The organism is Aeromonas sp. S15(2024), assembly GCF_041402265.1.
GTDB classification, from domain to species: Bacteria; Pseudomonadota; Gammaproteobacteria; order Enterobacterales; family Aeromonadaceae; genus Aeromonas; species Aeromonas dhakensis.
Genome location: NZ_JBGLQY010000001.1, coordinates 308,994 through 334,833 on the forward strand (window position 1 = coordinate 308,994; position 25,840 = coordinate 334,833).

General features: G+C 62.7%; 21 protein-coding genes. 15 read left to right on the top strand and 6 right to left on the bottom strand.

The features are described from left to right. The 12 genes from aroB (at position 1) to ACB033_RS01510 (ending at position 12,072) form a co-directional block, all read left to right on the top strand. Positions 1-1,083: a 3-dehydroquinate synthase gene (gene aroB, locus ACB033_RS01455; RefSeq protein WP_139725050.1), complete on the top strand. Its 1,083-nt coding sequence runs from the start codon at positions 1-3 to the stop codon at positions 1,081-1,083. Further along, a complete protein-coding gene (locus tag ACB033_RS01460) occupies positions 1,073-2,671 on the top strand; it encodes an SPOR domain-containing protein (protein WP_139725051.1) in 1,599 nt (532 codons plus the stop codon). The genes aroB and ACB033_RS01460 overlap by 11 nt, the downstream gene beginning before the upstream one ends. A 70-nt stretch (positions 2,672-2,741) precedes the next feature. Then, on the top strand, positions 2,742-3,614 hold the full coding sequence (locus ACB033_RS01465) for a Dam family site-specific DNA-(adenine-N6)-methyltransferase (protein ID WP_017765003.1): 873 nt from the start codon (positions 2,742-2,744) through the stop codon (positions 3,612-3,614). A gap of 150 nt (positions 3,615-3,764) precedes the next feature. After that, complete coding sequence (gene rpe / locus ACB033_RS01470) at positions 3,765-4,439, top strand: ribulose-phosphate 3-epimerase (protein ID WP_139725052.1); 675 nt, start codon at positions 3,765-3,767, stop codon at positions 4,437-4,439. Continuing rightward, complete coding sequence (locus tag ACB033_RS01475; RefSeq protein ID WP_139725053.1) at positions 4,426-5,094, top strand: phosphoglycolate phosphatase; 669 nt, start codon at positions 4,426-4,428, stop codon at positions 5,092-5,094. Before rpe ends, ACB033_RS01475 begins: the two co-directional genes overlap by 14 nt. Positions 5,095-5,133: 39 nt before the next feature. Further along, positions 5,134-6,138, top strand: a complete 1,005-nt coding sequence (trpS, locus tag ACB033_RS01480) for a tryptophan--tRNA ligase (RefSeq protein WP_005298400.1) — start codon at positions 5,134-5,136, stop codon at positions 6,136-6,138. A gap of 124 nt (positions 6,139-6,262) precedes the next feature. After that, positions 6,263-6,478 carry a hypothetical protein gene (locus tag ACB033_RS01485; RefSeq protein WP_139725054.1) on the top strand — a complete coding sequence of 72 codons (216 nt, stop codon included), beginning with the start codon at positions 6,263-6,265 and terminating at the stop codon, positions 6,476-6,478. Positions 6,479-6,498: 20 nt separating this feature from the next. Continuing rightward, a complete protein-coding gene (locus ACB033_RS01490; RefSeq protein WP_005298405.1) occupies positions 6,499-7,080 on the top strand; it encodes an aminodeoxychorismate synthase component II in 582 nt (193 codons plus the stop codon). A 277-nt stretch (positions 7,081-7,357) separates the two neighbouring features. After that, positions 7,358-8,575, top strand: a complete 1,218-nt coding sequence (locus ACB033_RS01495; protein ID WP_005298407.1) for an aspartate aminotransferase family protein — start codon at positions 7,358-7,360, stop codon at positions 8,573-8,575. Between the two features lie 75 nt (positions 8,576-8,650). Further along, positions 8,651-9,670: an arginine N-succinyltransferase gene (astA, locus tag ACB033_RS01500; RefSeq protein ID WP_005298408.1), complete on the top strand. Its 1,020-nt coding sequence runs from the start codon at positions 8,651-8,653 to the stop codon at positions 9,668-9,670. Positions 9,671-9,740: 70 nt separating this feature from the next. After that, positions 9,741-11,210 carry a succinylglutamate-semialdehyde dehydrogenase gene (astD, locus tag ACB033_RS01505; protein WP_139725055.1) on the top strand — a complete coding sequence of 490 codons (1,470 nt, stop codon included), beginning with the start codon at positions 9,741-9,743 and terminating at the stop codon, positions 11,208-11,210. Between the two features lie 64 nt (positions 11,211-11,274). Beyond that, the gene (locus ACB033_RS01510) at positions 11,275-12,072 is read left to right on the top strand and encodes a DUF1338 domain-containing protein (protein ID WP_005298414.1); all 798 of its coding nucleotides are present in this window, start codon (positions 11,275-11,277) and stop codon (positions 12,070-12,072) included. 88 nt (positions 12,073-12,160) lie between these two features. Here the strand turns inward: ACB033_RS01510 and ACB033_RS01515 are convergent, their stop codons facing one another. Then, positions 12,161-12,757 (bottom strand): HAD family phosphatase, encoded by a 597-nt coding sequence (locus ACB033_RS01515; protein WP_010633205.1) that lies wholly within the window; start codon positions 12,755-12,757, stop codon positions 12,161-12,163. Between the two features lie 178 nt (positions 12,758-12,935). On the opposite strand from ACB033_RS01515, the gene ACB033_RS01520 reads away from it, so the two are divergent. Beyond that, positions 12,936-14,300, top strand: a complete 1,365-nt coding sequence (locus ACB033_RS01520; protein WP_005298417.1) for an MDR family MFS transporter — start codon at positions 12,936-12,938, stop codon at positions 14,298-14,300. Between the two features lie 67 nt (positions 14,301-14,367). On the opposite strand, the gene nifJ is transcribed toward ACB033_RS01520, so the two are convergent. The 3 genes from nifJ to ACB033_RS01535 form a co-directional block, all read right to left on the bottom strand. Continuing rightward, complete coding sequence (nifJ, locus tag ACB033_RS01525) at positions 14,368-17,901, bottom strand: pyruvate:ferredoxin (flavodoxin) oxidoreductase (RefSeq protein ID WP_371140291.1); 3,534 nt, start codon at positions 17,899-17,901, stop codon at positions 14,368-14,370. Between the two features lie 413 nt (positions 17,902-18,314). Beyond that, positions 18,315-19,085, bottom strand: a complete 771-nt coding sequence (locus ACB033_RS01530; RefSeq protein ID WP_371140292.1) for a substrate-binding domain-containing protein — start codon at positions 19,083-19,085, stop codon at positions 18,315-18,317. A 152-nt stretch (positions 19,086-19,237) separates the two neighbouring features. Further along, the gene (locus tag ACB033_RS01535) at positions 19,238-20,263 is read right to left on the bottom strand and encodes a hypothetical protein (protein ID WP_139725058.1); all 1,026 of its coding nucleotides are present in this window, start codon (positions 20,261-20,263) and stop codon (positions 19,238-19,240) included. 509 nt (positions 20,264-20,772) lie between these two features. Here ACB033_RS01535 and ACB033_RS01540 point away from each other — a divergent pair. Then, positions 20,773-21,099: a hypothetical protein gene (locus tag ACB033_RS01540; protein ID WP_139725059.1), complete on the top strand. Its 327-nt coding sequence runs from the start codon at positions 20,773-20,775 to the stop codon at positions 21,097-21,099. 170 nt (positions 21,100-21,269) lie between these two features. Further along, a complete protein-coding gene (locus tag ACB033_RS01545; protein WP_139725060.1) occupies positions 21,270-22,679 on the top strand; it encodes a PLP-dependent aminotransferase family protein in 1,410 nt (469 codons plus the stop codon). Positions 22,680-22,812: 133 nt separating this feature from the next. Here ACB033_RS01545 and ACB033_RS01550 read toward each other — a convergent pair whose 3' ends face one another. Together ACB033_RS01550 and ACB033_RS01555 are read right to left on the bottom strand one after the other, a co-directional pair. Continuing rightward, the gene (locus ACB033_RS01550) at positions 22,813-23,952 is read right to left on the bottom strand and encodes an MFS transporter (RefSeq protein ID WP_371140293.1); all 1,140 of its coding nucleotides are present in this window, start codon (positions 23,950-23,952) and stop codon (positions 22,813-22,815) included. Positions 23,953-23,964: 12 nt separating this feature from the next. Continuing rightward, positions 23,965-25,512 carry an ABC-F family ATP-binding cassette domain-containing protein gene (locus tag ACB033_RS01555; RefSeq protein WP_371140294.1) on the bottom strand — a complete coding sequence of 516 codons (1,548 nt, stop codon included), beginning with the start codon at positions 25,510-25,512 and terminating at the stop codon, positions 23,965-23,967. Positions 25,513-25,840 lie beyond the last annotated feature (328 nt).

Consider the following 25,840-nt stretch of genomic DNA (forward strand, 5'->3'; position numbering starts at 1 on the left):
ATGGAAAGGTTGAAGGTCGAACTGGGTGAACGCAGCTATCCCATCGAGATAGCGGCAGGTCTGTTGCAGCATGCAGAGGTGCTGACGCAAACCATCAAGGGCAAGCGGGTCATGATAGTGACCAACACCGTTGTCGCCCCCTTGTATCTTGAGCGCATTACCCAGCAGCTGTCCGGTTATCAGGTTGAACACCTGATCCTGCCGGATGGCGAGGCCTACAAGAACCTGGCAACCTTCGAGCGGATCATGTCCGCTCTGCTGGAAACCAACCATGGCCGTGATACCACTCTGATCGCCCTGGGGGGCGGTGTGATAGGCGACGTGGTCGGCTTTGCTGCGGCAAGCTACCAGCGTGGCATTCCTTTCATTCAAGTGCCTACCACACTGCTCTCCCAGGTTGACTCCTCCGTCGGCGGCAAGACCGCCGTCAACCATCCTCTCGGCAAGAACATGATCGGGGCCTTCTATCAGCCCAAACACGTGGTCATCGACACCGAGTGCCTTCAGACCCTGCCTGCCCGTGAATTCGCCGCCGGCATGGCCGAGGTGATCAAGTACGGCATCATCTGGGATGTCGAATTCTTCTGCTGGCTCGAAGCCAACATGTCCCGTCTGCAGGCGCAGGAGCCGGCCGCGCTGGCCTATGCCATCCGCCGTTGCTGCGAAATCAAGGCCGACGTGGTCGGTCAGGACGAGACCGAGCATGGAGTGCGTGCCCTGCTCAACCTGGGTCATACCTTCGGCCATGCCATCGAAGCCGAAAAGGGCTACGGCAACTGGCTGCACGGCGAAGCCGTGGCGGCGGGCACCATGCTGGCTGCCTGGACCGCACAGGCCCGTGGCGATTTGACCGAGCAGGACGTAGCCCGTATCAGGGCGCTGCTGCTGGCGGCCAATCTGCCGGTACAGGCCCCGCCCGAGATGGATTTTGCCGCCTTCATTCGCCACATGCGTCGCGACAAGAAGGTACTGGAAGGCAAACTGCGTCTGGTGCTGCCGGTCGGCATCGGTCATGCCCAGGTGGTGGCCGATGTCTCCGATGCTGAACTGCTGGCGGTGATCGAGTCTGGTCGTGACAAATAAACTGCTGAAGCTTCCTTCCCAGCGGCAGCTGGTTGACCGGCTGCTGCATCTGATTGAATTCAATCATCCTTTCATTTTTCTTTCCGGCAAACCCGGTAGTGGTCGCGGCACCTTGTGCCAGGACATGCTCGATCGTCTGCCTGAAAAAGTCCGCGTCGCCAGCCTGATCGGCAGTCCGGCCATGAAAATGGTGGACGTGCGTCAGCTGTTGCTGCCCCAGGTGGTGGCCCGCCCGCTGTTCAATCCACAGGATGCGCTGGCAGACAGCTTCTTTCGCATGCTGGAGGGCAAACCGGCCACATTGCTGCTGCTGATCGAACGGGCAGACGAGCTGCCTGCCGAACTGGTTGGCGAGCTGTGGAGCCTGTGCCGCCACAACGACACCCTGGCTGTGCCCCATCAGCTGGCGATCATGGTGTCCGGCAGTGACGTCTGGTGTCGCACCCAGAAGGCGTTGCTCAAAGGGCGTGCCATGCCGGCACTGGAGCTGGAAGTCGCGCCACTGAGCGCCCCCGAACAACGTATCTTCTTGTATGAGAAGGCCAAAGAGCTCAAGATCCCGACAGCCCTCTTGCCCAAGCCGAAAGTGGAAGAGATCCTGAAAGTGGCGAATGGACATCCGTCCACCATCATGCAGTTACTGGAGGATATCATGACCGACAGAAGGCCCAAGAAACGTCAGGCCGAGTTGCCCGTCAAGAAGATTGCGACCCTGCTGGCACTGGTTGCCGGCGGCCTGCTGGCCCTGAGTTATCTGCTGCCGGCCCTGTTCAGCAGTGACGACAAAGGGGCCGTGTCTGAACCCGCCCAGAGCACGGCGCTGCCGATCCCCGTGTCGGGTGGCGATCCGCTCACCGTCGGTGGCAGCAATACCAGCCAGAACGGCAATCAGAGTGTGAACAATGATGGTGCCGCCACCAATCAGGGTGGTGTGGTACGCGACTGGCAGCCTGATGCCAAGGCCTTGCCCAAGTCGGTGGAGAGCGACACGGTTACCACCGAATCGACCAACTACGAGGGGCGCCGGGTGGTGATCTCCGACGAGGTGGTCGAGAAGCTGATGAAGCAGCCCAACGTCAGCGGAGCCCTGCCCACGGCGGTGGTGGATGAGCTGACCGGTGCCGATTCCCGGGCGGCAGCCACCCAGGATGCGCCTGCCAAGCAGGCGGCCACACCTAATGCCACCGCCCAGCCGGCAACAGCCGCCAAGACCCAACCCGCGCAGGCTACCAGCAAGCCGGTGGTCAAACCGGCCGCCGCCGAGCCGGTGGCGACTCCTGCACCCAAGGTCGCGCTGACTCCCGCCGCCACCCTGAACAAGAAGCCGCGCAGCCATTACAGCATCCAGCTGATGGGGGCGAGCAACACTAAGGCGGTCGACAAGTTCGTGGCCGAGAATGGCCTTGCCGGCAAGATCTGGGTCTATCAGACCCAGTTCCGCGGCAGCCCCTGGTATGTGGTGCTGCAGGGGGACTATGCCAGCAGCAACCAGGCCAAGGCCGCCATTCGCAAGCTGTCGCCCGCCTTGCTGAAGGGTCAACCCTGGCCTAAGTCGTTTGCGCAGGTACAAAAAGAGTTGAAGCAATAGCCATTTTGGCCGGGAAGGGGGTAGAATCGTCCCCCTTTTTTGGTCGATGCCTTCTTAACACCGGATTTCCATGAAAAAAACACGCGCTTTTTTAAAATGGGCCGGGGGAAAATACTCCCTGGTTGAAGAGATTGCCGAGCGTTTGCCGGCCGGGCGTGTGTTGCTGGAGCCCTTCGTCGGGGCCGGGTCGGTGTTTCTCAACACCGACTACGACGCCTATGTGCTCAACGACATCAATCCGGATCTGATCGGGCTTTACAACCACCTCAAGCAGACGCCGGACAGCTTCATCGCCGAGGCGCGCAAGCTGTTCGTGGCCGAGCACAACCACAAGGCCGCCTACTACCGGCTGCGTACCCAGTTCAATCAGGCTGATACCAGTTTCGAACGTGCTCTGCTGTTCCTGTTTCTGAACCGGCACGGTTTCAACGGCCTGTGCCGTTACAACAAGAAAGGGGGCTTCAACGTCCCGTTCGGTTCTTACAAGAAACCCTATTTCCCGGAAAAAGAGCTGTGGGCCTTCGCCGAGAAGGCGCAGAAGGCGACCTTCATCTGTGAAAGTTATGCCGACGCCATCCAGCGCGCCGAAGAGGATTGGGTCATCTATTGCGATCCGCCCTATGCGCCGCTTTCCACCACGGCGAGCTTCACCACCTATTCGGCCGGCGGCTTTACCCTGGACGATCAGGCCGTGCTGGCCAGACTGGCCCGCCACACCGCGGCCCGCAAAGGGGTGCCCGTGCTCATCAGCAACCACGACATCGAGCTGACCCGCGAACTCTATCGCGGTGCCCGCCTCGACGAGATCCTGGTCAAACGCACCATCAGCCGCAACGGTGGCACCCGCAACAAGGTAGCCGAGTTGCTGGCGCTCTATCCGCCCGGCATCGAGCCGGAGCAGGGCTACTACCCGAGCGACGCCGAACTGGCGCCACTCGGCTGAGACAGACGGCACCTTGGGTGCCGTTTTTTTATATCTCCCACGGGTGATGATGGCATTCGCTTTTTCCATACCGTGTGCGGGTCGTTTTCGGCGCTCGTTTGCGGTAAAATTGCGCCGCTTTTTCTGCCACGCTGCCAATGGATGACGCTGATGAAAGACTTTCTGATTGCCCCCTCGATCCTCTCCGCCGACTTTGCCCGTCTGGGGGACGATGTCGCCAAGGTGCTGGCCGCCGGTGCCGACGTGGTCCATTTCGACGTGATGGACAATCATTATGTGCCCAACCTGACCATAGGCCCCATGGTCTGTCAGGCCCTGCGTGACTACGGTATCGAAGCCCCCATCGACGTGCACCTGATGGTCAAGCCGGTGGATCGCATCATTCCCGACTTTGCCAAGGCCGGCGCCTCCCTCATCACCTTCCACCCGGAAGCGTCCGACCACGTCGACCGCTCCCTGGGACTCATCAAGGAGCTGGGCTGCCAGGCCGGTCTGGTGCTGAACCCGGCCACCCCGCTCACCTGCCTGGAATACGTGATGGACAAGCTGGACGTGATCCTGCTGATGTCGGTCAACCCGGGCTTCGGCGGCCAGAGCTTCATTCCCGGCACCCTCGACAAGCTGCGCCAGGTGCGCCGCCTGATCGACGAGAGCGGCCGTGACATCCGTCTCGAGATCGACGGCGGGGTCAAGGTGGAGAACATCCGTGAAATTGCCCAGGCTGGCGCCGACATGTTCGTGGCCGGGTCTGCCATCTTCAGCCGCCCGGACTACAAGGCGGTGATCGACGAGATGCGGGCGGAGCTCTCTCATGTCAAACGCTGAACGTGATTTTGACCTGGTGCTGTTCGATCTGGACGGCACCCTGATCGACAGCGCCCCGCAACTGGCGCTGGCGGTCAACCGTACGCTGACCGAGCTCGGGCTGGCCGAGGCCGACGAGGCCGTGGTGCGGACCTGGGTCGGCAACGGTGCCGACAAGCTGATCCAGCGGGCGCTGGACTATCGCGCGGCGCCCGAGCTGTTTGCCTGCGCCCGTCCGCTGTTTGACCGTCACTATCAGGCCTGCCTGCTGGAAGGGCTGGCCATGTATGACGGGGTTGAGCAGAGCCTGCGCCGCCTGCAGGCGCTGGGCTACCGGCAGGGGATCGTGACCAACAAGCCGAGCCACTTCGTGCAGCCGATCCTCGATGCCCTCGGCATCGCCGATTGCTTCGCGCTCTGGCTGGGGGGCAACTGCGTGCCGGTCAAGAAACCGAGCCCGGAACCGCTGCTGCTGGCCTGTCACGAGCTGGGCGTCAGCCCGTCGCGTACCCTGATGGTGGGCGACTCCGAAAATGACGTGCTGGCCGCTCAGGCCGCCGGCATGAAGGTGGTGGGGCTGACCTACGGCTACAACTACGGCCGTCCCATCGCAGATTCCCGCCCGGACTGGGTATGCGAACAGTTTGCCCAGCTCGACGCGCTGCTGGCCGAATAAGCTGGCCAGGCAGGCCGAATAACAAGGATCAACACTCTGATGACTAAACCTATCGTATTGAGCGGGGCCCAACCGTCGGGCCAGCTGACCATCGGCAACTACATGGGGGCCCTGCGTCAGTGGGTCAACATGCAGGATGACTTCGACTGCCTCTACTGCATCGTCGACTTGCACGCCATCACCACCCGCCAGGATCCGGCCGCCCTGCGCAAGGCCTGCCTGGACGCCGCTGCCCTCTATCTGGCGGTGGGGATCGATCCGGCCAAGAGCACCGTCTTCATCCAGTCCCACGTGCCGCAGCACGCGGAGCTCGGCTGGATCCTGAACTGCTACACCCAGATGGGCGAGCTGTCGCGCATGACCCAGTTCAAGGACAAGTCCGCCCGTTTCGAGAACAACGTCAACGTCGGCCTGTTCGGTTATCCGGTGCTGATGGCGGCCGACATCCTGCTCTATCAGGCCAATCAGGTGCCGGTGGGCAACGACCAGAAGCAACACCTGGAGCTGACCCGCGACATCTGCACTCGCTTCAACAACCTCTACGGCGAGGTGTTCACCCTGCCGGAACCCTTCATTCCGACCGAAGGCGCCCGGGTGATGAGCCTGCAGGATCCGACCAAGAAGATGTCCAAGTCGGATGACAACGAGGCCAACTTCATCGGCCTGCTGGAAGATCCCAAGCAGATCGTCAAGAAGATCAAGCGCGCGGTGACCGACTCCGACGAGCCGGCGGTGGTGCGTTTTGATCCGGAGAACAAGCCGGGGGTCTCCAACCTGCTGACCCTGATGTCCGGGGTGACCGGTCGCTCCATCCCCGAGCTGGAGCAGCATTTCGAAGGCAAGATGTACGGTCACCTCAAGACCGAAACCGCCGAGGCCGTGGTTGCCTTGCTGGAGCCGATCCAGGCGCGCTTCCACGAGCTGCGTCAGGATGAGGCTCATCTGCAGGCCATTTTGGCGGCAGGTGCACAAAAGGCGCGGGAAAGGGCTGAAAAAACCCTGGCCAGCGTATATGATGTAGTCGGCTTCGTTCCTCGAGCCTGACATACTGGGAAGGTGTAGTAGAAGAGAGCTGGGTATTTGCCTGGCTTTCTTTGTTTTACCCGACCTGCTATTCGTTGTTTTCATCTTCCAATTTCAAACGCGGGCGTCTGCCCCAAGAGTTAGCATGTCTGTCGAATCAAATACCATGATTGAAGAGTTGGGTGACAAGGGTCACTGGCTGCGCAAGTTCCGCAAGGCCAAGAACCTGCATACCCTGCAACTGATGGTCTCCAACGCCATCGACAAGCACCACAAAATCCCCGCCATCGCCGCCGCCATCTACCTGGCCGAGTGCCAGCGCGAGCGCGAGATGGAGCAGGGCCGCTATCTGGATCGTTAATTCTCTGCCCTGGTTGACCCATGCTGTTGTTGATCGATAACTACGACTCCTTTACCTGGAATCTGGTGCAATATTTTGGCGCCCTGGGACAGGAGGTGGTGGTGAAGCGCAATGACGAGCTGACGCTGGACGCCATCGCCCGGCTCTCTCCCCGCTATCTGGTGATCTCTCCCGGCCCTTGCACGCCAAACGAGGCGGGCATCTCTCTGGCGGCCATCTCCCGTTTTGCCGGCCAACTTCCCATTCTCGGCGTCTGTCTCGGTCACCAGTCCCTGGCCCAGGCGTTCGGCGCTCAGGTTGTACGTGCGCGCCAGATGATGCACGGCAAGACCTCGCTCATTCGCCATCGGGGGGAGGGAGTCTTCAAGGGGCTCAACGACCCGTTGCGGGTCACCCGCTACCATTCGCTCATCGTGGAGCGCGACACCCTGCCCGATTGTCTCGAGATCACCGCCTGGAGCGAACATGCCGACGGCAGCCCGGACGAGATCATGGGCCTGCGCCATAAGCAGTTGAATATAGAGGGGGTTCAGTTCCATCCGGAGAGCATTTTGAGCGAACAGGGCCATCAATTGCTGGCCAATTTTCTGGCAAATTCCTGACAAGTCGTGATCGGCCTCTCAAAATCGTGATGAGGCCAAAAATATTTTCCCTGACACTTTATTCACCTGCCTCCCTGTCCAAATTATCTCTTGCCAACACCCCCTGAGCCGTTATGCAATGCGGTTGCCTAAAATCTCACGGGCAATCGAACATTGTTCCCTGTAACGCGCTTTGTTGCAGACTTTTAGCTTTTTTTCTGTGACAATGCCGATGTGTTTACATGGATTTAACTTTTGGGCGGTGGATTATTCTGTCGCCAGATCGAAGGAGAGCAATATGTCAGAGTTGTTGGCAGTGACACGTGAAGTGTTTGATGAAGTGATGGTTCCCAACTATGCGCCCGCCAAGATCATCCCGGTGCGTGGTGAAGGGTCACGTGTCTGGGATCAGGAAGGCCGTGAGTATGTGGACTTCGCCGGCGGGATCGCCGTCAATGGCCTGGGCCATTGCCATCCCAAGCTGGTAGAGGCCCTGAAAACCCAGGGCGAGAAGCTGTGGCACCTCTCTAACGTGATGACCAACGAGCCGGCCCTGCGCCTGGCCAAGAAGCTGGTCGCCGCTACCTTCGCCGACAAGGTCTATTTCTGCAACTCCGGTGCCGAAGCCAACGAAGCCGCCCTCAAGCTGGCCCGTCGCTACGCCATCGAGAAGTTTGGCGCCCACAAGACCCAGATCATCGCCTTCCATCAGGGTTTCCACGGTCGTACCTTCTTTACCGTCAGCGTCGGCGGCCAGGCTGCCTACTCCGATGGCTTCGGTCCCAAGCCCGCTGACATCACCCACGTGGCTTACAACGATCTGGCCGCACTGGCCGAGGTCATCTCCGACAATACCTGCGCCGTGGTGATGGAGCCGCTGCAGGGCGAGGGCGGCATCATTCGTCCCACCGACGAGTTTGCCAAAGGGGTGCGCGAGCTGTGCGACCAGCACAACGCCCTGCTGATCTATGACGAAGTGCAATCCGGCGTCGGCCGTACCGGCGATCTGTTTGCCTACATGGGTCTGGGCGTCACGCCGGACATCCTCACCAGCGCCAAGGCACTGGGCGGCGGCTTCCCCATCGGCGCCATGCTGACCACCACCGAAATCGCCTCCCACCTGAAAGTGGGCACTCACGGCTCCACCTACGGCGGCAACCCGTTGGCCTGTGCGGTGGCCGAGGCGGTGATCGACGTGATCAACACCCCGGAAGTGCTCAGCGGCATCAAGCAGCGCGAGCAGCTGTTCCGCGAAGGGCTGGAAGCCATCAACGCCAAGTACCACTGCTTCAGCGAAGTGCGCGGCAAGGGCCTGCTGCTGGGCGCCGTGCTGAACGACGACTACAAGGGGCGTTCCCGCGACTTCCTGCTGGCCTCCATCGATCAGGGCCTGATGGCGCTGGTTGCCGGCACCAACGTGGTGCGCTTCGCGCCGTCCCTGGTGATTCCGGAAGCGGACATCAAGGAAGGGCTGGCCCGGTTCGAGAAAGCGGTTGCCCAGGTGGTTAACGCCTGATCCAAATTGAGGTGGGGAACCCGCCCGGCAGGAGCCGGGCCCCCACCTGTCGTCAATGAAAGGGAGTTGTCATTTATGTTGGTTATCCGTCCCATCGAGCAAAAAGATTTTGCCGGTCTCAAGACCTGTGCCATCGAATCTGGCACCGGCATGACCTCGTTGCCCGTCAACGATGAACTGCTGCAGCGCAAGATAGACGCCTCCACCCAGACCTTCTCGGACAAGCCTGCGGGCAAGGGTGACTGCCTCTATTTCTTCGTCGCCGAGGATCTGGAGACCGGCGAAATGGTCGGTACCTGCGCCATCGATGCGGCCGTGGGCCTGTCCCAGCCGTTCTACAACTATCACATCGGCAAGGTGGTGCACTCTTCCCCCAAGCTCGGCATCTACAACGTGGTGGAGACGCTCACCCTCTCCAACGACTACACCGGCAATTCCGAGCTCTGCACCCTGTTTCTGCGCGAATGCGCCCGCGAGGGGCTCAACGGCCGTCTGCTCTCCAAGCACCGCTTTCTGTTCATGGCCGAACACCCCGAGCTGTTTGACGAAACCGTCTTCGCCGAGATGCGCGGCGTCTCCGATGGCGATGGTCACAGCCCCTTCTACGAGTGGCTGCAAAAGCATTTCTTCTCGATGGATTTTCCCACCGTCGACTATCTCACCGGTATCGGCAAGAAGCGTTTCATCGCCGAGCTGATGCCCAAGTACCCCATCTACGTCAATCTGCTGAGCAACGAGGCGCGCGCCGTCATCGGTCAGACCCACGAGAAGACCCGCCCGGCCATCAAGATGCTGCAGGACGAAGGATTCGTGAATCGCGGCTATGTCGACATCTTCGATGCCGGCCCCACTGTCGAGTGCGACGTGAAGAACATTCGCAGCGTGCGCCGCAGCCAGAAGCTGCGGGTACTGGTGGGCGAGCCCATCGGCGGCAAGACCCACCTGATCTGCAACACCCGCTACGAGCACTACCGCGCCTGCTACGGCAACATCCGGGTCGATCTCGACAAGCACGAGGCCATCATTCCGCCCAAGATGGCGGCGGCGCTCAAGGTGCAGGATGGCGACATGGTGCGTGCCGTCGATCTCGACTGATCCGGCTGGCGACGAAACCGAATATGAAACAGGCAGCCTCGGCTGCCTGCATACCACAGGGAGTGATTGGATGACTCATTTAGTGCAGTTTATCGACGGTCAGTGGCTAGCCGGTGAAGGCAAGCCGTTCGAATCAAAGGATCCGGCCAAGAATCAGGTGATCTGGCAAGGGGAGGCCGCCAGCGCCGCCCAGGTTGATGCCGCCGTCAAGGCCGCCCGCCAAGCCTTCTATCATTGGTCCGATCTGGCCCTCAACGATCGTCTGGCCATCGTGCGCCACTACGCCGACCTGCTTGGCGAGCACAAGGAGGCGCTGGCCCTGACCATCGCCCGCGAGACCGGCAAGCCGCTGTGGGAGACCCGTACCGAGGTCGCCGCCATGCAGGGCAAGATTGCCATCTCCATCCGCGCCCATGACGAGCGCACCGGCACGGTGGAGAACCCCATGCCGGGCGCCAAGGCATTCGTGCGCCACAAGCCCCACGGCGTGGTGGCGGTGTTCGGCCCCTACAACTTCCCGGGCCACCTGCCCAACGGCCATATCGTGCCGGCGCTGATCGCCGGCAATACCGTGGTGTTCAAACCCTCCGAGCTGACCCCCATGGTGGCTGAAGCCATGCTGAAGGTGTGGCAGGAGGCGGGACTGCCCAAGGGCGTGCTCAACCTGGTGCAGGGCGAGGTGGACACCGGCAAGGCGCTGGCCGGTAACCCGGACATCGACGGCCTCTTCTTCACCGGTTCATCCCGCACCGGCCACTTCCTGCACCAGCAATTTGCCGGCCAGCCGGGCAAGATCCTGGCCCTCGAGATGGGTGGCAACAACCCGCTGATCGTGAAAGAGGTGAGCGACATCGACGGCGCCGTCCATGCCATCGTGCAGTCCGCCTTCATCACCTCGGGCCAGCGCTGCACCTGCTCGCGCCGCCTGTTTGTCGAGCGCGGTGCGCGGGGCGATGCTCTGGTCAAGCGCCTGGTGGAGGTGGTCGGCCAGATCAAGGTCGGCCTCTATGACGCCGCCGAGCAGCCGTTCATGGGTGCCATGATCAGCGAGAAGGCAGCACTGGGCATGGTCGAGGCGCAAGCCAACCTGCAGCGCCTCGGTGGCGAGAGCCTGCTTACCCTCAAGCACCTGGAAGCGGGCACCGGCTTCGTCTCCCCGGGCATCATAGACGTGACTGCAGTCAAGGCGCTGCCGGATGAAGAGTACTTCGGCCCGCTGCTGCAGCTCATTCGCTACGACGACTTCGATGCCGCTATCGAGAAGGCGAACGCCACCAGCTTCGGCCTCTCGGCCGGCCTGCTCGGCGACAGCGAGGCGGACTGGAACCACTTCTTCAAGCGCATTCGCGCCGGCATCGTCAATTGGAACAAGCCCATCACCGGTGCCTCCAGTGCCGCCCCGTTCGGCGGCATCGGCGCCTCCGGCAACCACAGAGCGAGCGCCTACTACGCCGCCGACTACTGTGCGTATCCGGTCGCTTCCGTCGAAGACAGCAAGGCCGCCATGCCGGATCAGCTGTCTCCCGGCCTGAGCTTCTGACAACAACGAAAAGGGGGGCACCTCAGGGTGCCCCTGTCTGTACCCGCAATCAAAGGAAAGAGAGATGCAAAAGGATATCGACACCCTGTTCAGTCATCTGTGGGACAACTACATCAAGGTGACCCCGAGTGCCCACAAGGTGCACACCCTGCTGGGGGGCGGTGAACCCATCGTCAACGATCACGTGGCGTTTCGTACCTACAACCTGCCCAAGCTGGGGCTGGAGAAGTTGGCGGCCCACTTCCTGGCGCTCGGCTACGAGCAGAAGGGCGAGTACGTGTTCAAGGCCAAGAAGCTCTACGCCAAGCACTTCGAGCACAAGGATCCGGACGCTCCCAAGGTGTTCATCAGCGAGCTGAAGGTAGAAGAGCTCTCCGAAGGCGCCCAGGCCATCATCCACAAGCTGGTGGATCAGGTGCCCGATCATCTGACCGATACCGCCGCCTTCCTCTATGCCGGTGCGCCCTGGCAGGTCTCCTATGCCGACTATCAGACCCTGCTGGCGGAGAGCGAGTATGCGGCCTGGATGGCGGCCTGGGGTTATCGCGCCAACCACTTCACCGTCAACATCAACCGCCTGCGGGATTTCGACACCATAGAGCAGGTGAATGCAGCCCTGAAAGCGGCCGGCTTTGTGCTCAACAGCGTGGGCGGCGAGGTGAAAGGGGACCCGCAGGTGATGCTGGAGCAATCCTCCACCATGGCCGACAAGGCGGACGTGGCCTTCAGCGACGGTGTGCGCACCATCCCGAGCTGCTTCTACGAATTCGCCCTGCGCTACCCGCAGGCCGACGGCGTGCTCTACCCGGGCTTCGTCGAGGCCTCGGCCGACAAGATCTTCGAATCCACCAACGCCATGTAAGGCGGGGCCGGCTCATGCCGGCACTGCTGCATGCAAAACGCCTCCCTTGTGGAGGCGTTTTTGTCCTTGCTGACACAGAGTGTTGGGCCTAGCGCTGGTAGAGCTCCCCCTCCAGCACCAGTACCGTCTCCATTCCGGCGGCGCGACCCGCCTGCAGGCCGATCTGGGTGTCTTCGAACACCAGGCAGTTGGCGGGGTTGGCCCCCAGCTGCTCGGCCACTTGCAGGAAGGTGTCGGGGTGGGGCTTGTGGTTGACCACGTCGTCGGCGCTCACCACCACCTGGATATAGGCATCGAGCCCGGTGCTTTTGAGGATCGACTCCGCCTGATTGCGCGGCGAGCCCGTGCCGATACCCATGGGGACCTTGCCGTGACAGCGCCTGACCAGCTCCCACATGGCAGGAAAGACGCTCACTTGCTGGATATGCTCCATGTAGAGGGCCACCTTGCGGCGGGTGAAGGCCTCCACGTCTATTGTCAGGCCGTGCTGTTCGGCCAGGATGGCGACGATCTTGCGGGTGGGAATGCCGCCGTACTCGTTGAGCTGGGCGCGATCGAAGGGCAGGCCAAACTCGGCGCTGGTGGCTTCCCAGGCATCCAGGTGGCGCGGCATGGAGTCCACCAGGGTGCCGTCCATATCGAAAATCAGGGCGTCGTACTGCTCAAACCGGAACTGCTCGGACATGGGGCTGCTTCCTCTCGGGGTAAAAGGGCAGCCTACCAGAGCGGGGGGCACATTGCCGCGACCGGGGTCATGCTTGCCGGCACGGATGCCCTGGTTTTGGTCATCTGCCGGTGATGTATGAGACAATAACAAGTTCTGCGCCGCAGACGCTGGAGCAACAAAGGAGCGAGCCCGTCTTATGTCCCCCAAAACCATCTTCTCGAGCGTGGCCCTGGTGATCGCGCTGGGTTCACTGGAAAAGAGCATAGTCACCACCCCGCTGCCCATCATCGGGGCCGAGCTCAATGCCGGCGCCGCCCTCACCTGGGTGGTCACCGCCTACTTGCTGGCGGCCACCGCCGCCCTGCCCATCTACGGCAAACTGAGCGACATGTTCGGTCGCGTGCGCATGCTCAACATCGGCATTGGCCTGTTTCTGGCCGGCTCGGTGGCCTGCGGCCTGGCCCAGGATTTGCCGACCCTGCTGGCCGCCCGGGTGCTGCAGGGGCTGGGGGGCGGCGGCCTGATCGCGCTCGCCTTCACCGTTATCGCCGACAGCATACCGCCGCGGGAGGTGGGCAAGTATCAGGGCTACATCTCGGCGGTCTACGCGGTTTCCAGCATTGCCGGCCCCTTGCTCGGCGGCTATTTCACCGAGCAGCTCAGCTGGCGCTGGATCTTCTGGATCAACCTGCCGCTTGGGGCCATCGCCCTCTGGCTGGTGAACCGCAACCTGGGCCACCTCAATGTGCGTCGTCACAGCCGCTTCGACTGGAAGGGGGCGGCGCTGCTCATCACTGTCACCACTCTCACCCTGTTGCTGCTCTCGCCGGAGGCGGCGCTGCCCGCCATCTGGCTCGCGGCCGCGCTAGTGGTGGCCCTGTTGTTGCTGGTGCTGATCGAGCGGCGGGCCCACGACCCCATCTTGCCGGCCCACCTGGCGCGTCAGCCCGGTTATCTGGTGAGCGTGCTGCTGGCGCTGGCCTCGCAACTGCTGATGTTCGCCGTGCTGGTCTACCTGCCGCTGCAGATGCAGTGGCAGAAAGGGATGAGCGCTAGCGACAGCGGCGAGATCATGGTGATCTTCATGGTCTGTATCACGGCGGGGGCCTTCGTCGGCGGCAAGCTGATCGGTCACACCGGCTACTACAAGCGTTTCGTGGTGGTGGGGTTCGCCCTGGCGGCGCTGGCCCTGTGGCAGATCCACTTTGACGTCTGGATCAGGCTGGGGCTGGCGTTTGCCGGCATCGGCCTTGGCCTGGTGCTGCCCGCGCTCTCGGTGGTGGTGCAAAACGCCCTGCCGCGGGAAGATCGCGGCATCGGCATGTCGCTGTTCAACTTCGGCCGCGAGCTGGGGGGCGCGGTCGGGGTGGCCATCTGCGCCGTGCTGTTCCACTCCGCCCTGCCAGCGGGCAGCAGCCACAACCTGGCCAGCCTGAGCCCGGTCGAGCTGGCGCCTGGCTTCAGCGCCACCTATATCGGCATGGCGCTGATCGCCAGTGCCGCCCTGCTGGTCACCCTGCTGGCGTTGAAGCGCCACGAGCTGGCCGACATGCCTGCCTGATGGCTGCCAGCCGATAAAAAGAGGGCTCCCCGCGGGGAGCCCTCTTTATTGGTGGCAACTTGATCGCTTACTCCTGCGCCGGCGCCTCCTTGCCGGCCAGCTGGCTCAGCCAGGCGAAGCGGCGGTGGGCATCCTCCTGCGCCTCCTCATAGAGCCGGCTGGCCACCTCCGGCAGCTGGCGGGTGAGGCGCTCGAAGCGGGGCTCCTGCTGCAGGGTGTCGGCAAGCGACGCGCTGGGGGCGCGGGAGTCGAGCGCCAGCGGCGCCTTGCCCTCCTCCTTGCGGCGCGGATCGTAGCGGTAGAGCGGCCAGAAACCGGTGGCGGTCAGCTGCTTCATCTGCTCGTGGCTCTGGGCCAGATCGTAGCCGTGCTCCTCGCAGGGGCTGTAGGCGATGATGAGGGAGGGGCCCGGGTAGGCCTCCGCCTCCTGGATCGCCTTCACCGTCTGGTTCATCTGGGCGCCGAGGGAGATCTGCGCCACGTAGACGTGACCGTACATCATCACGTTGGCACCGAGATCCTTGCGCCCCTTGCGCTTGCCCTGCTCGCCAAACTTGGTGATGGCGCCGAGCGGGGTGGCCTTGGACTGCTGGCCGCCGGTGTTGGAGTAGCATTGGGTGTCGAGCACCAGCACGTTGATGTTCTCCCCCAGGCTCAGCACATGATCCAGCCCGCCGTAACCGATGTCGTAGGCCCAGCCGTCGCCGCCGATGAGCCAGACCGATTTCTCCACCAGGTAGTCCGCATCACGGGCCAGCTCCCGGGCCGCGGCGTCGGTGCGCCCCTCCAGCAGTGCGCGCAGCTGCGCGATATGGGCCCGCTGCTCGGCGACCGGCAGGCTGGCGTCCTGCAGCCCCTGCTGCAGCTCGGCCGGGACGGCGTCTCCCAGGCTCGCCAGCAGGCGACGTACCCGCTTGCGATGCTGATCCACGGTGAGCCGAAAGCCCAAGCCAAATTCGGCGTTGTCCTCGAACAGGGAGTTGGCCCAGGCTGGGCCGCGCCCGTCGGCATTGGTGGTGTAGGGGGTGCTGGGCAGGTTGCCGCCATAAATCGACGAGCAGCCGGTGGCGTTGGCGATGAGCAACCTGTCCCCGTAGAGCTGGGTCAGCAGCTTGATGTAGGGGGTCTCGCCGCAGCCGGAACAGGCACCCGAGTATTCAAACAGCGGCGAGATGAGCTGGGAGGTGCGGATGTCGATGCGCTCCAGCTGCTCGGCGCTGCGCTCGGGCAAGTCCAGGAAGAAGTCGTAGTTGGCCTTCTGGGCCTCGAGGTGATCCAGCCGCGATTCCATGTTGATCGCCTTGCGGCTCGGCTCGGCGCGATCCTTGGCCGGGCACACCTCGACGCAGAGGTTGCAGCCGGTGCAATCCTCAGGCGCCACCTGCAGCACGTACTGCTGGCCGCGCATGTCGCGGGCCTTCACATCCAGCGCATCCAGGGTGGCCGGCGCATCGGCCATGACTGCCTTGTCCACCACCTTGGCGCGGATGGCGGAGTGGGGGCAGGCGGCGACGCAGTAGTTGCACTGGGTGCAGAGGTCTGCCTGCCAGATGGGCACCTCCTTGGCGATGTTGCGTTTCTCCCAACGGGTGGTGCCCACCGGCCAGGTGCCGTCTGGCGGGAAGGCGGAGACCGGCAGGCTGTCGCCAAGCCCCGCCAGCATGGCGGCGGTGACGGTTTGCACGAAGTCAGGCGCCTTGGGGGAGACCACTGGCGGGCGGGGCCGACTGCCGGCCTCCATCTCGCCGAGGGGCACCTGGGTCAGGGCTGCACAGGTGGCGGCGAGGGCCTGCCAGTTGCGCTCGACCAGCGCCTGCCCCTTGCTGCCGTAGCTGTTGGCGATGGCCTGTTTTAGCAGCCGGATGGCCTCATCCAGTGGCAGGATGGCGGTGAGCTGGAAGAAGGCCATCTGCATGACGGTGTTAATGCGCTGGCCGAGTTGGCAGTCGCGGGCAATCTTGGCGGCGTTGATGGTGTAGAGACGGGCCCCCTTCTCGCGCAGGGCATGTTGCACCTCGAGGGGGAGGCGGCCCCAGAGCTCGGCCGCACCATAGGGGCTGTTCAGGAGGAAGATGCCCCCCGTCTTGAGCCGCTCCGCCATCTGGTAAAGGTCGATGAACTGCCACTGGTGGCAGCCGACGAAGTCTGCCTCCTCCACCAGGTAGGCCGACCGCAGCGGCCGCGTTCCCACCCGCAGGTGGGAGACGGTGAGGCCACCCGCCTTCTTGGAGTCGTAGACGAAGTAGCCCTGGGGGTAGAGCTCGGTGTGGTTGCCGAGGATCTTGATACTGTTCTTGGCCGCCGACACGGTGCCATCGCTGCCAAGGCCGTAGAACAGTGCCTCCAGCTTGAGGTGGCTGGCCGGGGGCACTGAGGTCGGCAGCGGCAGGGAGAGGCCGGTGATGTCGTCAAAGATGCCGACGGTAAAGCGCGGGCGCGGGTTAGCCAGCGCCAGCTCGTCAAACACCGCCTGCACGCAGGCCGGGCCGAACTCCTTGGAAGAGAGGCCGTAGCGTCCGCCGATGACCCGCGGCAGGCTGGCCCGCGCACCCCGGCTGACCGCCTCGGCCAGCGCCGCCATCACGTCCAGATAGAGGGGCTCGGCCAGGGCGCCCGGCTCCTTGGTGCGATCCAGCACCGCTATCTTGCTGGCGCTCTTCGGAATGACCGCCAGCAGGTGCGCGGCCGAGAAGGGGCGGTAGAGGCGCACCTTCACCAGCCCCACCTTCTCCCCTTGGGCCAGCAGGTGTTCGATCACTTCCTCACAGGTGCCGATGGCGGAACCCATCAGCACCAGCACCCGCTCGGCTTCTGGGTGACCCAGGTATTCGAACGGCCGGTAGCTGCGGCCGGTCTGCGCGCCGAAGGCGTCCATCGCCTCGCTCACGTGGCGATAGCCCTCGTCATACCAGGGGTTGCTCGCCTCCCTACACTGGAAATAGGTGTCCGGGTTGGCGGCGGTGCCGCGAATTACCGGCTTGTCGGGGGTCAGCGCCCGCTCCCGATGGGCACGGATCGCCTCGGCGGGCAGCAGGGCGCGCAGGGTGTCGTCAGCGAGCGGCACTATTTTGGCTATCTCGTGGGAGGTGCGAAAACCGTCGAAGAAGTGGATGAAGGGGAGTCGGCTGTTGAGGCTGGCCACCTGGGAGATGAGGGCGAAGTCCTGCGCCTCCTGCACATTGCTGGCGCAGAGCAGGGCGCAGCCGGTCTGGCGCACCGCCATCACGTCAGAGTGGTCACCGAAGATCGACAGGGCGTGGGTCGCCACGGTGCGCGTCGCCACGTGCAGCACGAAGGGGATGAGTTGACCCGCCAGCTTGTAGAGGTTGGGGATCATCAGCAGCAGCCCCTGGGAGGAGGTGAACGAGGTCGCCAGCGCTCCGGTCTGCAGGGCGCCGTGGACGGTGGCGATGGCGCCCCCCTCCGACTGCATCTCCACCACTCGCGGCACATCCCCCCACAGGTTGGCACTGCCCTGGCTCGCCCAGGCCGACGACTGCTCGGCCATGGCGGAGCTGGGGGTGATGGGATAGATGGCGATCACTTCGCTGGTGCGATAAACCACGGAGGCAACGGCGCTGTTGGCGTCCGTCGTTAGCATGTCGTGTTTCATTCTCAAACCTTGGTTGCACAGTCGGCGTGGGTACGCAAACGACAAAAGAGACCGGGCCTTGCCCCGGGGGAGCGAAAGCGTGCTGTGCCCTTCCTTGTGGCAATCTGTGTCACTGGCCTGTGACGGTGAATTCGCTGATCCCGCGTTGGGGTGAATCAACGTTGCGGCAAGAAAAATATGTGATGGAACGTTAATATGAGTAATGTTTTGCCGTTGTGATTGTCAATCTTCAAATTTATCCGCTCGATGAATTAAGGCTTCATATTTATTAAGCAAGAGTTGGCATTGCCAAAATAAATATCTGGTGAATCAGACCATCCTGTTTATGGGGGAATAGATGCCAATGCGTCCCTGCACTGGCATGAAATAATGGCAATCAGGAGGTCATCACTCTCTTGTCATTAAAATTTGTCGGACCAGCCCAGCTGCTGAAAAATCTGCTTTGATTTTTCTCCTTTCAGATATTCTGCAAATTGTTGGGCATCCTTGTCAGGATTATTCTTGAGAACAATGTTGACATCACGGTAAACCACGAATTTATCTTCAATCTTGACGACATCACCAAAGTCCGGATTGCTCTTTGCCCAGTCAATCCAGGTGATCCAGGCATCGACACGGGGATCTTCGAGAAATGCCTTGCGGGCGCTGCCGCTGTTGGGAGTGTATTGCACTATGTTGTTTCGAAAATCGGCCACCAGCTTGATGTCACCGGTGCGACCTATCATGTCTTCCCACACTCCGGTTCCCGAGGTGTTGCTGACCCCGGCACCCTCCGGCACGACTATGCCGATGCCCGGTTTGGCCAGATCGGCCAGCCCCTTGATGTGCTTGGGGTTACCCTTCTTGACCAGAATGATGGCCGGGCGCAGGTAGAGCGGGGTAATCTTGTTGATGTCGAACTGCTGCTGATGGTCGGTGGCGATCGCCAGGGCCGATTGCTCGGAGGCGCCGAACAGCATGTCGGCGTTTTTGCTGGCATCGTCATTCCAGGTCGCCTGCGGCCCGAAATGGACGTTCACCTTGATCCCCGTCTCCGCTTCAAAGGCGCTGCCTACCTTGATCAAGGCGGTGTGCGGCCCGCCGGGGCCATATAAGTTGACGTCCGCCAATGTGGCATAGCTGGTCAGCATGGTCACCAATGCGGAAGCCGTCATAAATATATGCTTTTTCATTATCTACACTCCTTTGGGACTGATGGTTCAAGCGAAAAGGACAGGTCGTTTATCGAATTTATTGCAACGAAAGATGTGCGGTGAAATATTTAATGGTCAGGCATCAATATTATTTAGAGCCGTGCAAGCCATGATTTAACATCTCTTCTTTCTTATATTCTGACGCCCACCATACCGGCAATGATGGCCAGCGCGAGGGCTGCCGAGCCGGCCAGTCCGGTGTACCACAGCAGCCTGATGCGGCTCGTTGCCACGCCGTGGGCCGCGAGCACCACCCGCAACCCGGCCAGCAGATGCGCCAGTACGAAGAAGACGCCGAGGGTGTAGTGGGGCACCAGGCGAATATTCCAGGGATCCATCAGCAGGCCCGCCTCACCACCGGTGGCAAAACTCCAGTCGGTCGGTATGCCGAGGAAGCTGCGGGCATAGATGAACACCGAGTTCATGTGCCCTAGCACGAACACCGACAGATAGACGCCAGAGGCGATCTGGAAGGTGGTCAGCCAGCCATGCGAGGTTTGGCTCCAGCGCCAGGCAAGGTAGAGACCTGAGCCGACCTGGAAGAGAAACGCCGCCACCAGCAGGGGTTCGACAACGCCGGCCCGGTAGACGGTGCGACCCGCCTCCATGACCCGGGCGTGAAGCTCGGGGCCGACCAGCCCGGTCAGGTGGTTGGCCAGGTGAAAGAGTACATAGCAACAGAGCACCAGTGCGCTGATGCCATGGGCGACGCGCCAGCGTCCCAGTCCGCTCACGGGACGGGCCTGCACTGCCTCTGTCTGGTGTGACTCCCACCCCAGCAGCATGGCGCCAACCCAGAACAGAGACCACACCAGCACATCGGGCAGCGGGCTGCCGACCAGCGCCTGCACCACTCCGAGCAGGACATAGAGGCTGGGGGCCGCCACGCTCAGGTAAGCCAGTCGACGCATGCCTGTGGTGATGCTGGGCCGATTGGCGAGGATCAGCCCCGCCAGGGGAACGGCCAAGGCCAGCAGCAGCGAGAGCAGGGCGCCGAGCTGACTGGCAGCGCCGCTCTGGCCGACCAATGTGTTGAAGATCATCAATAGAAACGGATAGCCGAGCGCGGCCAGCGGGGGGAGCAGACAGAGTGAGTGAGGGCGCTGCACCATCATGTGCTCGCGGCTCTCGTCCGCGATCCTGGAAGGTAAGGGCATACTGATATTCCTGCTTGATAGGGCGGAAAACCACCTTGATTCGGGTCTATTCAGATAACCGCGGCGCGATATCCTGCGCGGGGCAACCCGTCATGCCGCCATGAGCGAGGGGCCGCAGTGACCGAGTGTCGGCTCCCAGCAATCGGGGCCGGCGAGAGGTGGGCCAATCTATTCCAGGGAATATCTCAGCAAGGAGGTCAGGTAATGCATATGTTTTATTTCCCCTTTAACTGAGTGCCAGGTTGATAATGTGAGGATAAAAAAAGCGGCCAAGGGGTAACAGGGACAAGAATGGTCATATGGAGTAGTCCATACAGATAACAGGGAGTAATAAGCTCTCTTTTGACTCCCTTTTATTGATTGCGGACGACCGGCAGGCCGGCAGAGATAATTCGGCCACAGCGTGATATAAAGACGGGCGGGAGGCGACGGATTTTAATCTTGACGTATCACGCAGGCTTGTATAAAAGATACGCCAACTGATAGCGCTATAGCAAGGAGACTGTGTCGTGTTCGAGTTCACTGTTAATAAGGCGGCGATGCTGTCTCTTTCACTGTTATTTACCTCCTCGGCCATGGCCATGGAAATATCTGAAGATAAAACCAGAACGGTTCAGGAATTTACCGGCAATGTCATATTGAAGGTAAATGATAATGAGTCTGTGACTGTCTCTGCCGATTCGGTCAGAAAAATCCAGGATGGCATGGAATATTCTGGCAAGGTCACCTTGTCTGCCGAAAAATTCAATGCTGAAGCTGATGAAATAAAATCGACGACAGATGGCCACGGTACGACCACCTTTACCACTGACAAGCTGACGCTGATCAGCAAATAGCGGTCAGCCAAGGCACGCCCGTGATGGCGCCATATACCATGTTTTCATGGTACAGGGTGTTATCAGCCAATATTGTCATGCTGCTCTTCTATCGTGATGCCAACAGGAGTGGATAATGGATAAACAACGGAAGTGATAGAATACAGAGCCATATTTCATGGACCCCTCTCATGGACATTCAGGATCTGAACCTCAGCCGGGAGCAGGCAACCCCGCTCTATCTGCAGATATACCAGCGCTATTGCCATGCCATCGCGAGCGGAGCCTTGAACGCTGGCGACCGTGTGCCCTCGGTGCGCAGTCTGGCAAGCGAACTCAACCTTGCGCGCGGCACGGTTGAAATGGCCTATCAGATGCTGATCGGTGAAGGGTATCTGATATCCCGCGGTGCCGCGGGCACTGTGGTTGCCGCCGGGCTGAACAGGCTCGTCGAGGCGCCACCCTCTCCCCGACCCGCCGCCGCACCTGCGCCGACCCAGGGGATCCCTCACAGCGAAATCCTGCCGTTCCAGCTGGGTGTGCCCGCGCTGGATCTGTTCCCGCGCAAGAGCTGGGCCCGGCTTGCCACCCGGCATCTGCGCAATATGGAGATGGTGACGCCGGATCCGGCCGGACACCCGGCCCTGCGCCGTGCCATCGCCACCTATCTGGGCATTTCGCGGGGGATCCGCTGTAGCCACGAACAGGTATTCATCACGGTTGGTTATCGGGGGGCGCTGGATCTGGTGTGCCGCGCCCTGCTGCGAGCGGGGGATCTGGGCTGGTTTGAAGAGCCTGGCTATTTTCATGCGCGCCAGTTTTTGCAGCAGGCGGGCCTGCGGTTGCACCCGGTGCCCGTCGACATGCATGGCATGGATGTCAGCCAGGGTGAGCAAACCGCCGACGAGGCCCGGTTTGCGGTGGTCACCCCCACCCACCAGAGCCCGATGGGGGTGGCCCTCAGCCTGCCGCGTCGACTGGCGCTGCTGGAGTGGGCAGAGCGGCGCAACGCCTGGATCATCGAAGATGACTACGACAGCGAGTTTCGCTACCACGGCCGGCCCTTGCCTCCCCTCAAGAGCCTGGACCATCAGGGGCGCGTGCTCTACACGGGGACCTTCAGCAAGGTGCTCTACCCCGGCCTTAGGCTGGCCTATCTGGTGGTGCCCGAGGCACAGGTCGCCCGTTTTCGCGAGCTGGTGGCGCAGTTGCCCGGCGCGGGTAATCCGGTGCTGCAGGCCACCCTGGCAGACTTCATGGATCAGGGGCATTTCACCCGCCACCTGAGCAAGATGCGCAGAGTCTATGCCGAGCGGCATGGCTATCTGGTCGATGCCTTGGCTACCCGCCTGGGCGACCGGTTGCGGGTGCAGCCGCAGGCTGGCGGGATCCAGCTATTGGCGCAGGTTGCCGGGGGCGTGACGGATCAGCAGCTGGTCGAGGTTGCCCAAGCCAATGGGCTGGCGTTGCATGCCCTGAGTAGCTGGTACATGAACCCGGCGCAGCAAAGGGGGGTGATGATGGGGTTTGCCAACTTTGCCAGCGCAGAGCAGGCCGATCGGGCCGTGCAGCAGCTGTTGTCCTTGTGGCCGGCAGAGTGAGCGCCATCCTTGGGTGATGCACATCCCTCGGCTTGTGAAGAGGAGGGGCTGGTTACCAGGCGATGTCTGCCACATGGCAGAGGTCATGAAGAGGGCTCCCGCGGGGGCCCTCTTGTCATTGTGCCTGTTGTACTCAGCCCGGCAGCCGCACCGGGCGCAGGGCGAGGATGGCCCCGCCAAACAGCAACAGGGCCAGCAGGGCCATGGCCATGGGGCCGGCGCTGTAGGCAAAGCCGGCGACGGCGGACCAGAGCGCCACCCCGAGGTGCATCAGGGTCATGGCCAGCGACATCAGCATGCCGCGCTGAGCCGGGGCGAGCTGGGCGATGTAACCCTGCAACGCCGGTGAGCCGATGCCGCCGGCCAGCGCCCACAGGCCCAGCGGCAGGGCGAGGCTGGCCAGGCTGCCGGCCGGATAGAGGTAGAAGAAGGCGCTGACCAGGGCGCACACCACCAGGGCGCCGCGCATCAGGGGGCGGCCGCTCTCCACATAGCCGGCCAGGCGCGGCATCAGCACGTTGCCGACCACGCTGATAACGCCCAGGGCGCCGTAGAGCAGCCCCACCGACCAGACCGGCAGCCCCTGGCTGTCGTGCAGGTGCTGGCCGACCAGGTTGAACAGGCCGATGCCGCCCCCCAGTCCCAACCCCATGGCGAGCAGGGCGCCGAGCGCCCCCGGAATGGCCAGCACCGAGCCCTGCGGCGCGGGATGCGTGCCGCGGGCATGCACTTGCGGCGTGCGCGCCGTGAGCCAGGCCAGGGCCGCCGCCACGGCCCAGGCGCAGAGGCCGAGCACGATGAAGGGGGTGCGCCAGCTGCTGAGCTGGGCCAGCAGGGCGCCTACCGCCGGGCTCGAGATCATGCCGAGGGTGAGCCCCGACTGCACCCAGGCGATGCGCTTCATGGCGTCGGCCGGTGCCCCGTCCGCCGCCATGGCGAAGGCGATGGGGAGCATGCCGGCGCTGGCCAGCCCGGTGATCACCCGGGTCGCCAGCCCAACCTCGAAGTTCGCCACCAGGCCGGTGGCCACCGAGGCGGCGCCAAACAGCAGGGAGGCCGGCAGCATCACCCGCAGCCGACCGTGGCGATCCGACAGGCCGCCGAGCAGGGGGGCGATGAGGGCCAGCGCCACGCTGTAGGCGGTGATGAACAGGGTCACCCGTTCCGGGGCGACGCCCAGCTCGGCGCCGATGGGGGCGAGCAGGGGGCCCAGCATCAGCTCGTCGGCCCCGACCAGAAACGCAATCAAAAACAGCAGTACTTTCAGTAACATAATTTTTATTCCTTAAGCTTGGGTCGACACGGCGGCGAACTGCTGGATGTCCACCACCCGATCCGGCCAGTCGGCCACAAAAGCCGGCTCGTGGCAGACGGCGAGCACGCTGCCCGGGTAGTCGCACAGGGCCTGGCGCAGGGCGGCCTTGGTGCCGGCATCCAGGTGGGTGGTCGGCTCATCCAATATCAGCAGATGAGTGGGCTGCAGCGCCAGTCGGCACAGCTTGACCCGGGTCTGCTCACCGCCGCTCAGGGCACTGATGGGCTGGATGGCCAGCTTGCCGCCGATGCCAAGGCGCGCCAGCTGCTGGCGGGCCCCCTTGTCATCCAGCCCGGGGGCGGCCGCCTTGACCAGAGCCAGCGGGGTGACCGCGGGATCGGGCCAGTGCAGCGCCTGCTCGAAGTAACCCGACTTGAGGCCGGGGGCCAGGGCCAGTTCACCGGCGAGCGGGGCGAGGCGACCGGTCAGGGTGTTGAGCAGGGTCGACTTGCCGATGCCGTTGAAGCCGGCGATCACCACCTTCTCGCCGCGGCGCAGCTGCAGGCTGAGCGGCGCCAGCAGGGGCTGGTGGTAGCCGATCTCCAGCTCGCTCGCGGTCAGCAGCTGCGGGTGGCCCCCCTGGGCGGCACGAAAGCTGAGGGTGACCGGTTTGGCCTGCTCGGGGGCGGCCAGGCGCTCGATGCGCGCCAACTGCTTCTTGCGGCCGTTGGCGATACTGGCGTTGACCCCGGCCCCGTTCTTGGCGATGAACTGCTCGAGCCTGTCGATCTGCCGCTGCTGGGCCTGGTATTGACGGGCGTGCAGCGCCTCGGCGGCGCCCTTCTGGGCCAGCGCCTGGTCTAGGTTGCCGCGATAGGTGTGGATCTGCTGGCGGTCGATGTCGGCGATGGCGGTGGCGATGCGGTTGACGAAGGCGCGGTCGTGGGAGACCACCAGGAAGGCGCCGGGGAAGCGCTCCAGGTAGCCCGCCAGCCAGTCGACGTGGGCCGTGTCCAGGTAGTTGGTCGGCTCGTCGAGCAACAGCACCTCGGGCGTGCGCAGCAGCAGGCCGGCCAGCATCACCTTGTGGCGCTGGCCGCCGCTTAAATTGGCGATCCGCGTCTGCATGCCGAGCTGGGTCAGGCCGAGGCCGGCCGCCACCTCGTCGATACGCGGATCTAACTGGTAAAAGCCCTGACTCTCCAGGTGCGCCTGCAGATCGGCCGCCCGGGCCAGCTGCCGCGGCCCCAGTTCGGGGTCGGCGTAGAGGGCCAGCATCTCGGCTTCCGCCTCATAGAGGTCGGCGAACACCGACTGCAGGTAGCCCCGCAGGGTGAGGTGGCCATCCCGCGCGGCGTGCTGGTCGAGATAGCCCGCCTTGATGCCGGGCTGCCAGAGGATGTCGCCGCCGTCTGGCAGGCGCTCCCCCTGGATCAGCTGGAGCAGGGTGCTTTTGCCGGCGCCGTTGTGGCCGGTGAGGCAGACATGCTCGCCGGCGTTGAGACGAAAGCTCGCCTGCTGGTACAGGGTCTTGTCGCCGATGTGATAGGTCAGGTTGTGGATAGTGAGCACACTCATGGTTGTAACATCCATAAAAAACGGGGGGCAGGTACGCGACGTACCGGCCCCCCGTCTCAGCAAGGTGAAACGCTGCCAAATGGCAGAGACAAAAAGGCCGGCGATGAAGCATCTCGCCGGCCTGTGTCTCCTGTTTTCATCAGATGCGGGGCAGCCTCCCAAAGAGAGGGCATTCGCGCAGCTGATGAAGATTCAGTCGATGGGCTCCGGGCAACACTTCATCGTGTTAGTGCACGGAGCACAGCCTCCTGACCGAGCATTTGAACAGGATGTACAACATTGAAAAGCGGTCCAACAAAAATTCTGGTCGCAAAATACCCAGAATTTG

What these genes read in the sequence shown, in the direction of transcription:
- ACB033_RS01495 (WP_005298407.1), top strand. Translation starts at nt 7,358, where the DNA reads ATGTCAGAGTTGTTGGCAGTGACACGTGAAGTGTTTGATGAAGTGATG.
- astA (WP_005298408.1), top strand. Translation starts at nt 8,651, where the DNA reads ATGTTGGTTATCCGTCCCATCGAGCAAAAAGATTTTGCCGGTCTCAAG.
- ACB033_RS01535 (WP_139725058.1), bottom strand. Translation starts at nt 20,263, where the DNA reads ATGCCCTTACCTTCCAGGATCGCGGACGAGAGCCGCGAGCACATGATG.
- ACB033_RS01530 (WP_371140292.1), bottom strand. Translation starts at nt 19,085, where the DNA reads ATGAAAAAGCATATATTTATGACGGCTTCCGCATTGGTGACCATGCTG.
- rpe (WP_139725052.1), top strand. Translation starts at nt 3,765, where the DNA reads ATGAAAGACTTTCTGATTGCCCCCTCGATCCTCTCCGCCGACTTTGCC.
- trpS (WP_005298400.1), top strand. Translation starts at nt 5,134, where the DNA reads ATGACTAAACCTATCGTATTGAGCGGGGCCCAACCGTCGGGCCAGCTG.
- astD (WP_139725055.1), top strand. Translation starts at nt 9,741, where the DNA reads ATGACTCATTTAGTGCAGTTTATCGACGGTCAGTGGCTAGCCGGTGAA.
- nifJ (WP_371140291.1), bottom strand. Translation starts at nt 17,901, where the DNA reads ATGCTAACGACGGACGCCAACAGCGCCGTTGCCTCCGTGGTTTATCGC.
- ACB033_RS01465 (WP_017765003.1), top strand. Translation starts at nt 2,742, where the DNA reads ATGAAAAAAACACGCGCTTTTTTAAAATGGGCCGGGGGAAAATACTCC.
- ACB033_RS01555 (WP_371140294.1), bottom strand. Translation starts at nt 25,512, where the DNA reads ATGAGTGTGCTCACTATCCACAACCTGACCTATCACATCGGCGACAAG.
- ACB033_RS01485 (WP_139725054.1), top strand. Translation starts at nt 6,263, where the DNA reads ATGTCTGTCGAATCAAATACCATGATTGAAGAGTTGGGTGACAAGGGT.
- ACB033_RS01490 (WP_005298405.1), top strand. Translation starts at nt 6,499, where the DNA reads ATGCTGTTGTTGATCGATAACTACGACTCCTTTACCTGGAATCTGGTG.
- ACB033_RS01510 (WP_005298414.1), top strand. Translation starts at nt 11,275, where the DNA reads ATGCAAAAGGATATCGACACCCTGTTCAGTCATCTGTGGGACAACTAC.
- aroB (WP_139725050.1), top strand. Translation starts at nt 1, where the DNA reads ATGGAAAGGTTGAAGGTCGAACTGGGTGAACGCAGCTATCCCATCGAG.
- ACB033_RS01515 (WP_010633205.1), bottom strand. Translation starts at nt 12,757, where the DNA reads ATGTCCGAGCAGTTCCGGTTTGAGCAGTACGACGCCCTGATTTTCGAT.
- ACB033_RS01545 (WP_139725060.1), top strand. Translation starts at nt 21,270, where the DNA reads ATGGACATTCAGGATCTGAACCTCAGCCGGGAGCAGGCAACCCCGCTC.
- ACB033_RS01520 (WP_005298417.1), top strand. Translation starts at nt 12,936, where the DNA reads ATGTCCCCCAAAACCATCTTCTCGAGCGTGGCCCTGGTGATCGCGCTG.
- ACB033_RS01475 (WP_139725053.1), top strand. Translation starts at nt 4,426, where the DNA reads ATGTCAAACGCTGAACGTGATTTTGACCTGGTGCTGTTCGATCTGGAC.
- ACB033_RS01550 (WP_371140293.1), bottom strand. Translation starts at nt 23,952, where the DNA reads ATGTTACTGAAAGTACTGCTGTTTTTGATTGCGTTTCTGGTCGGGGCC.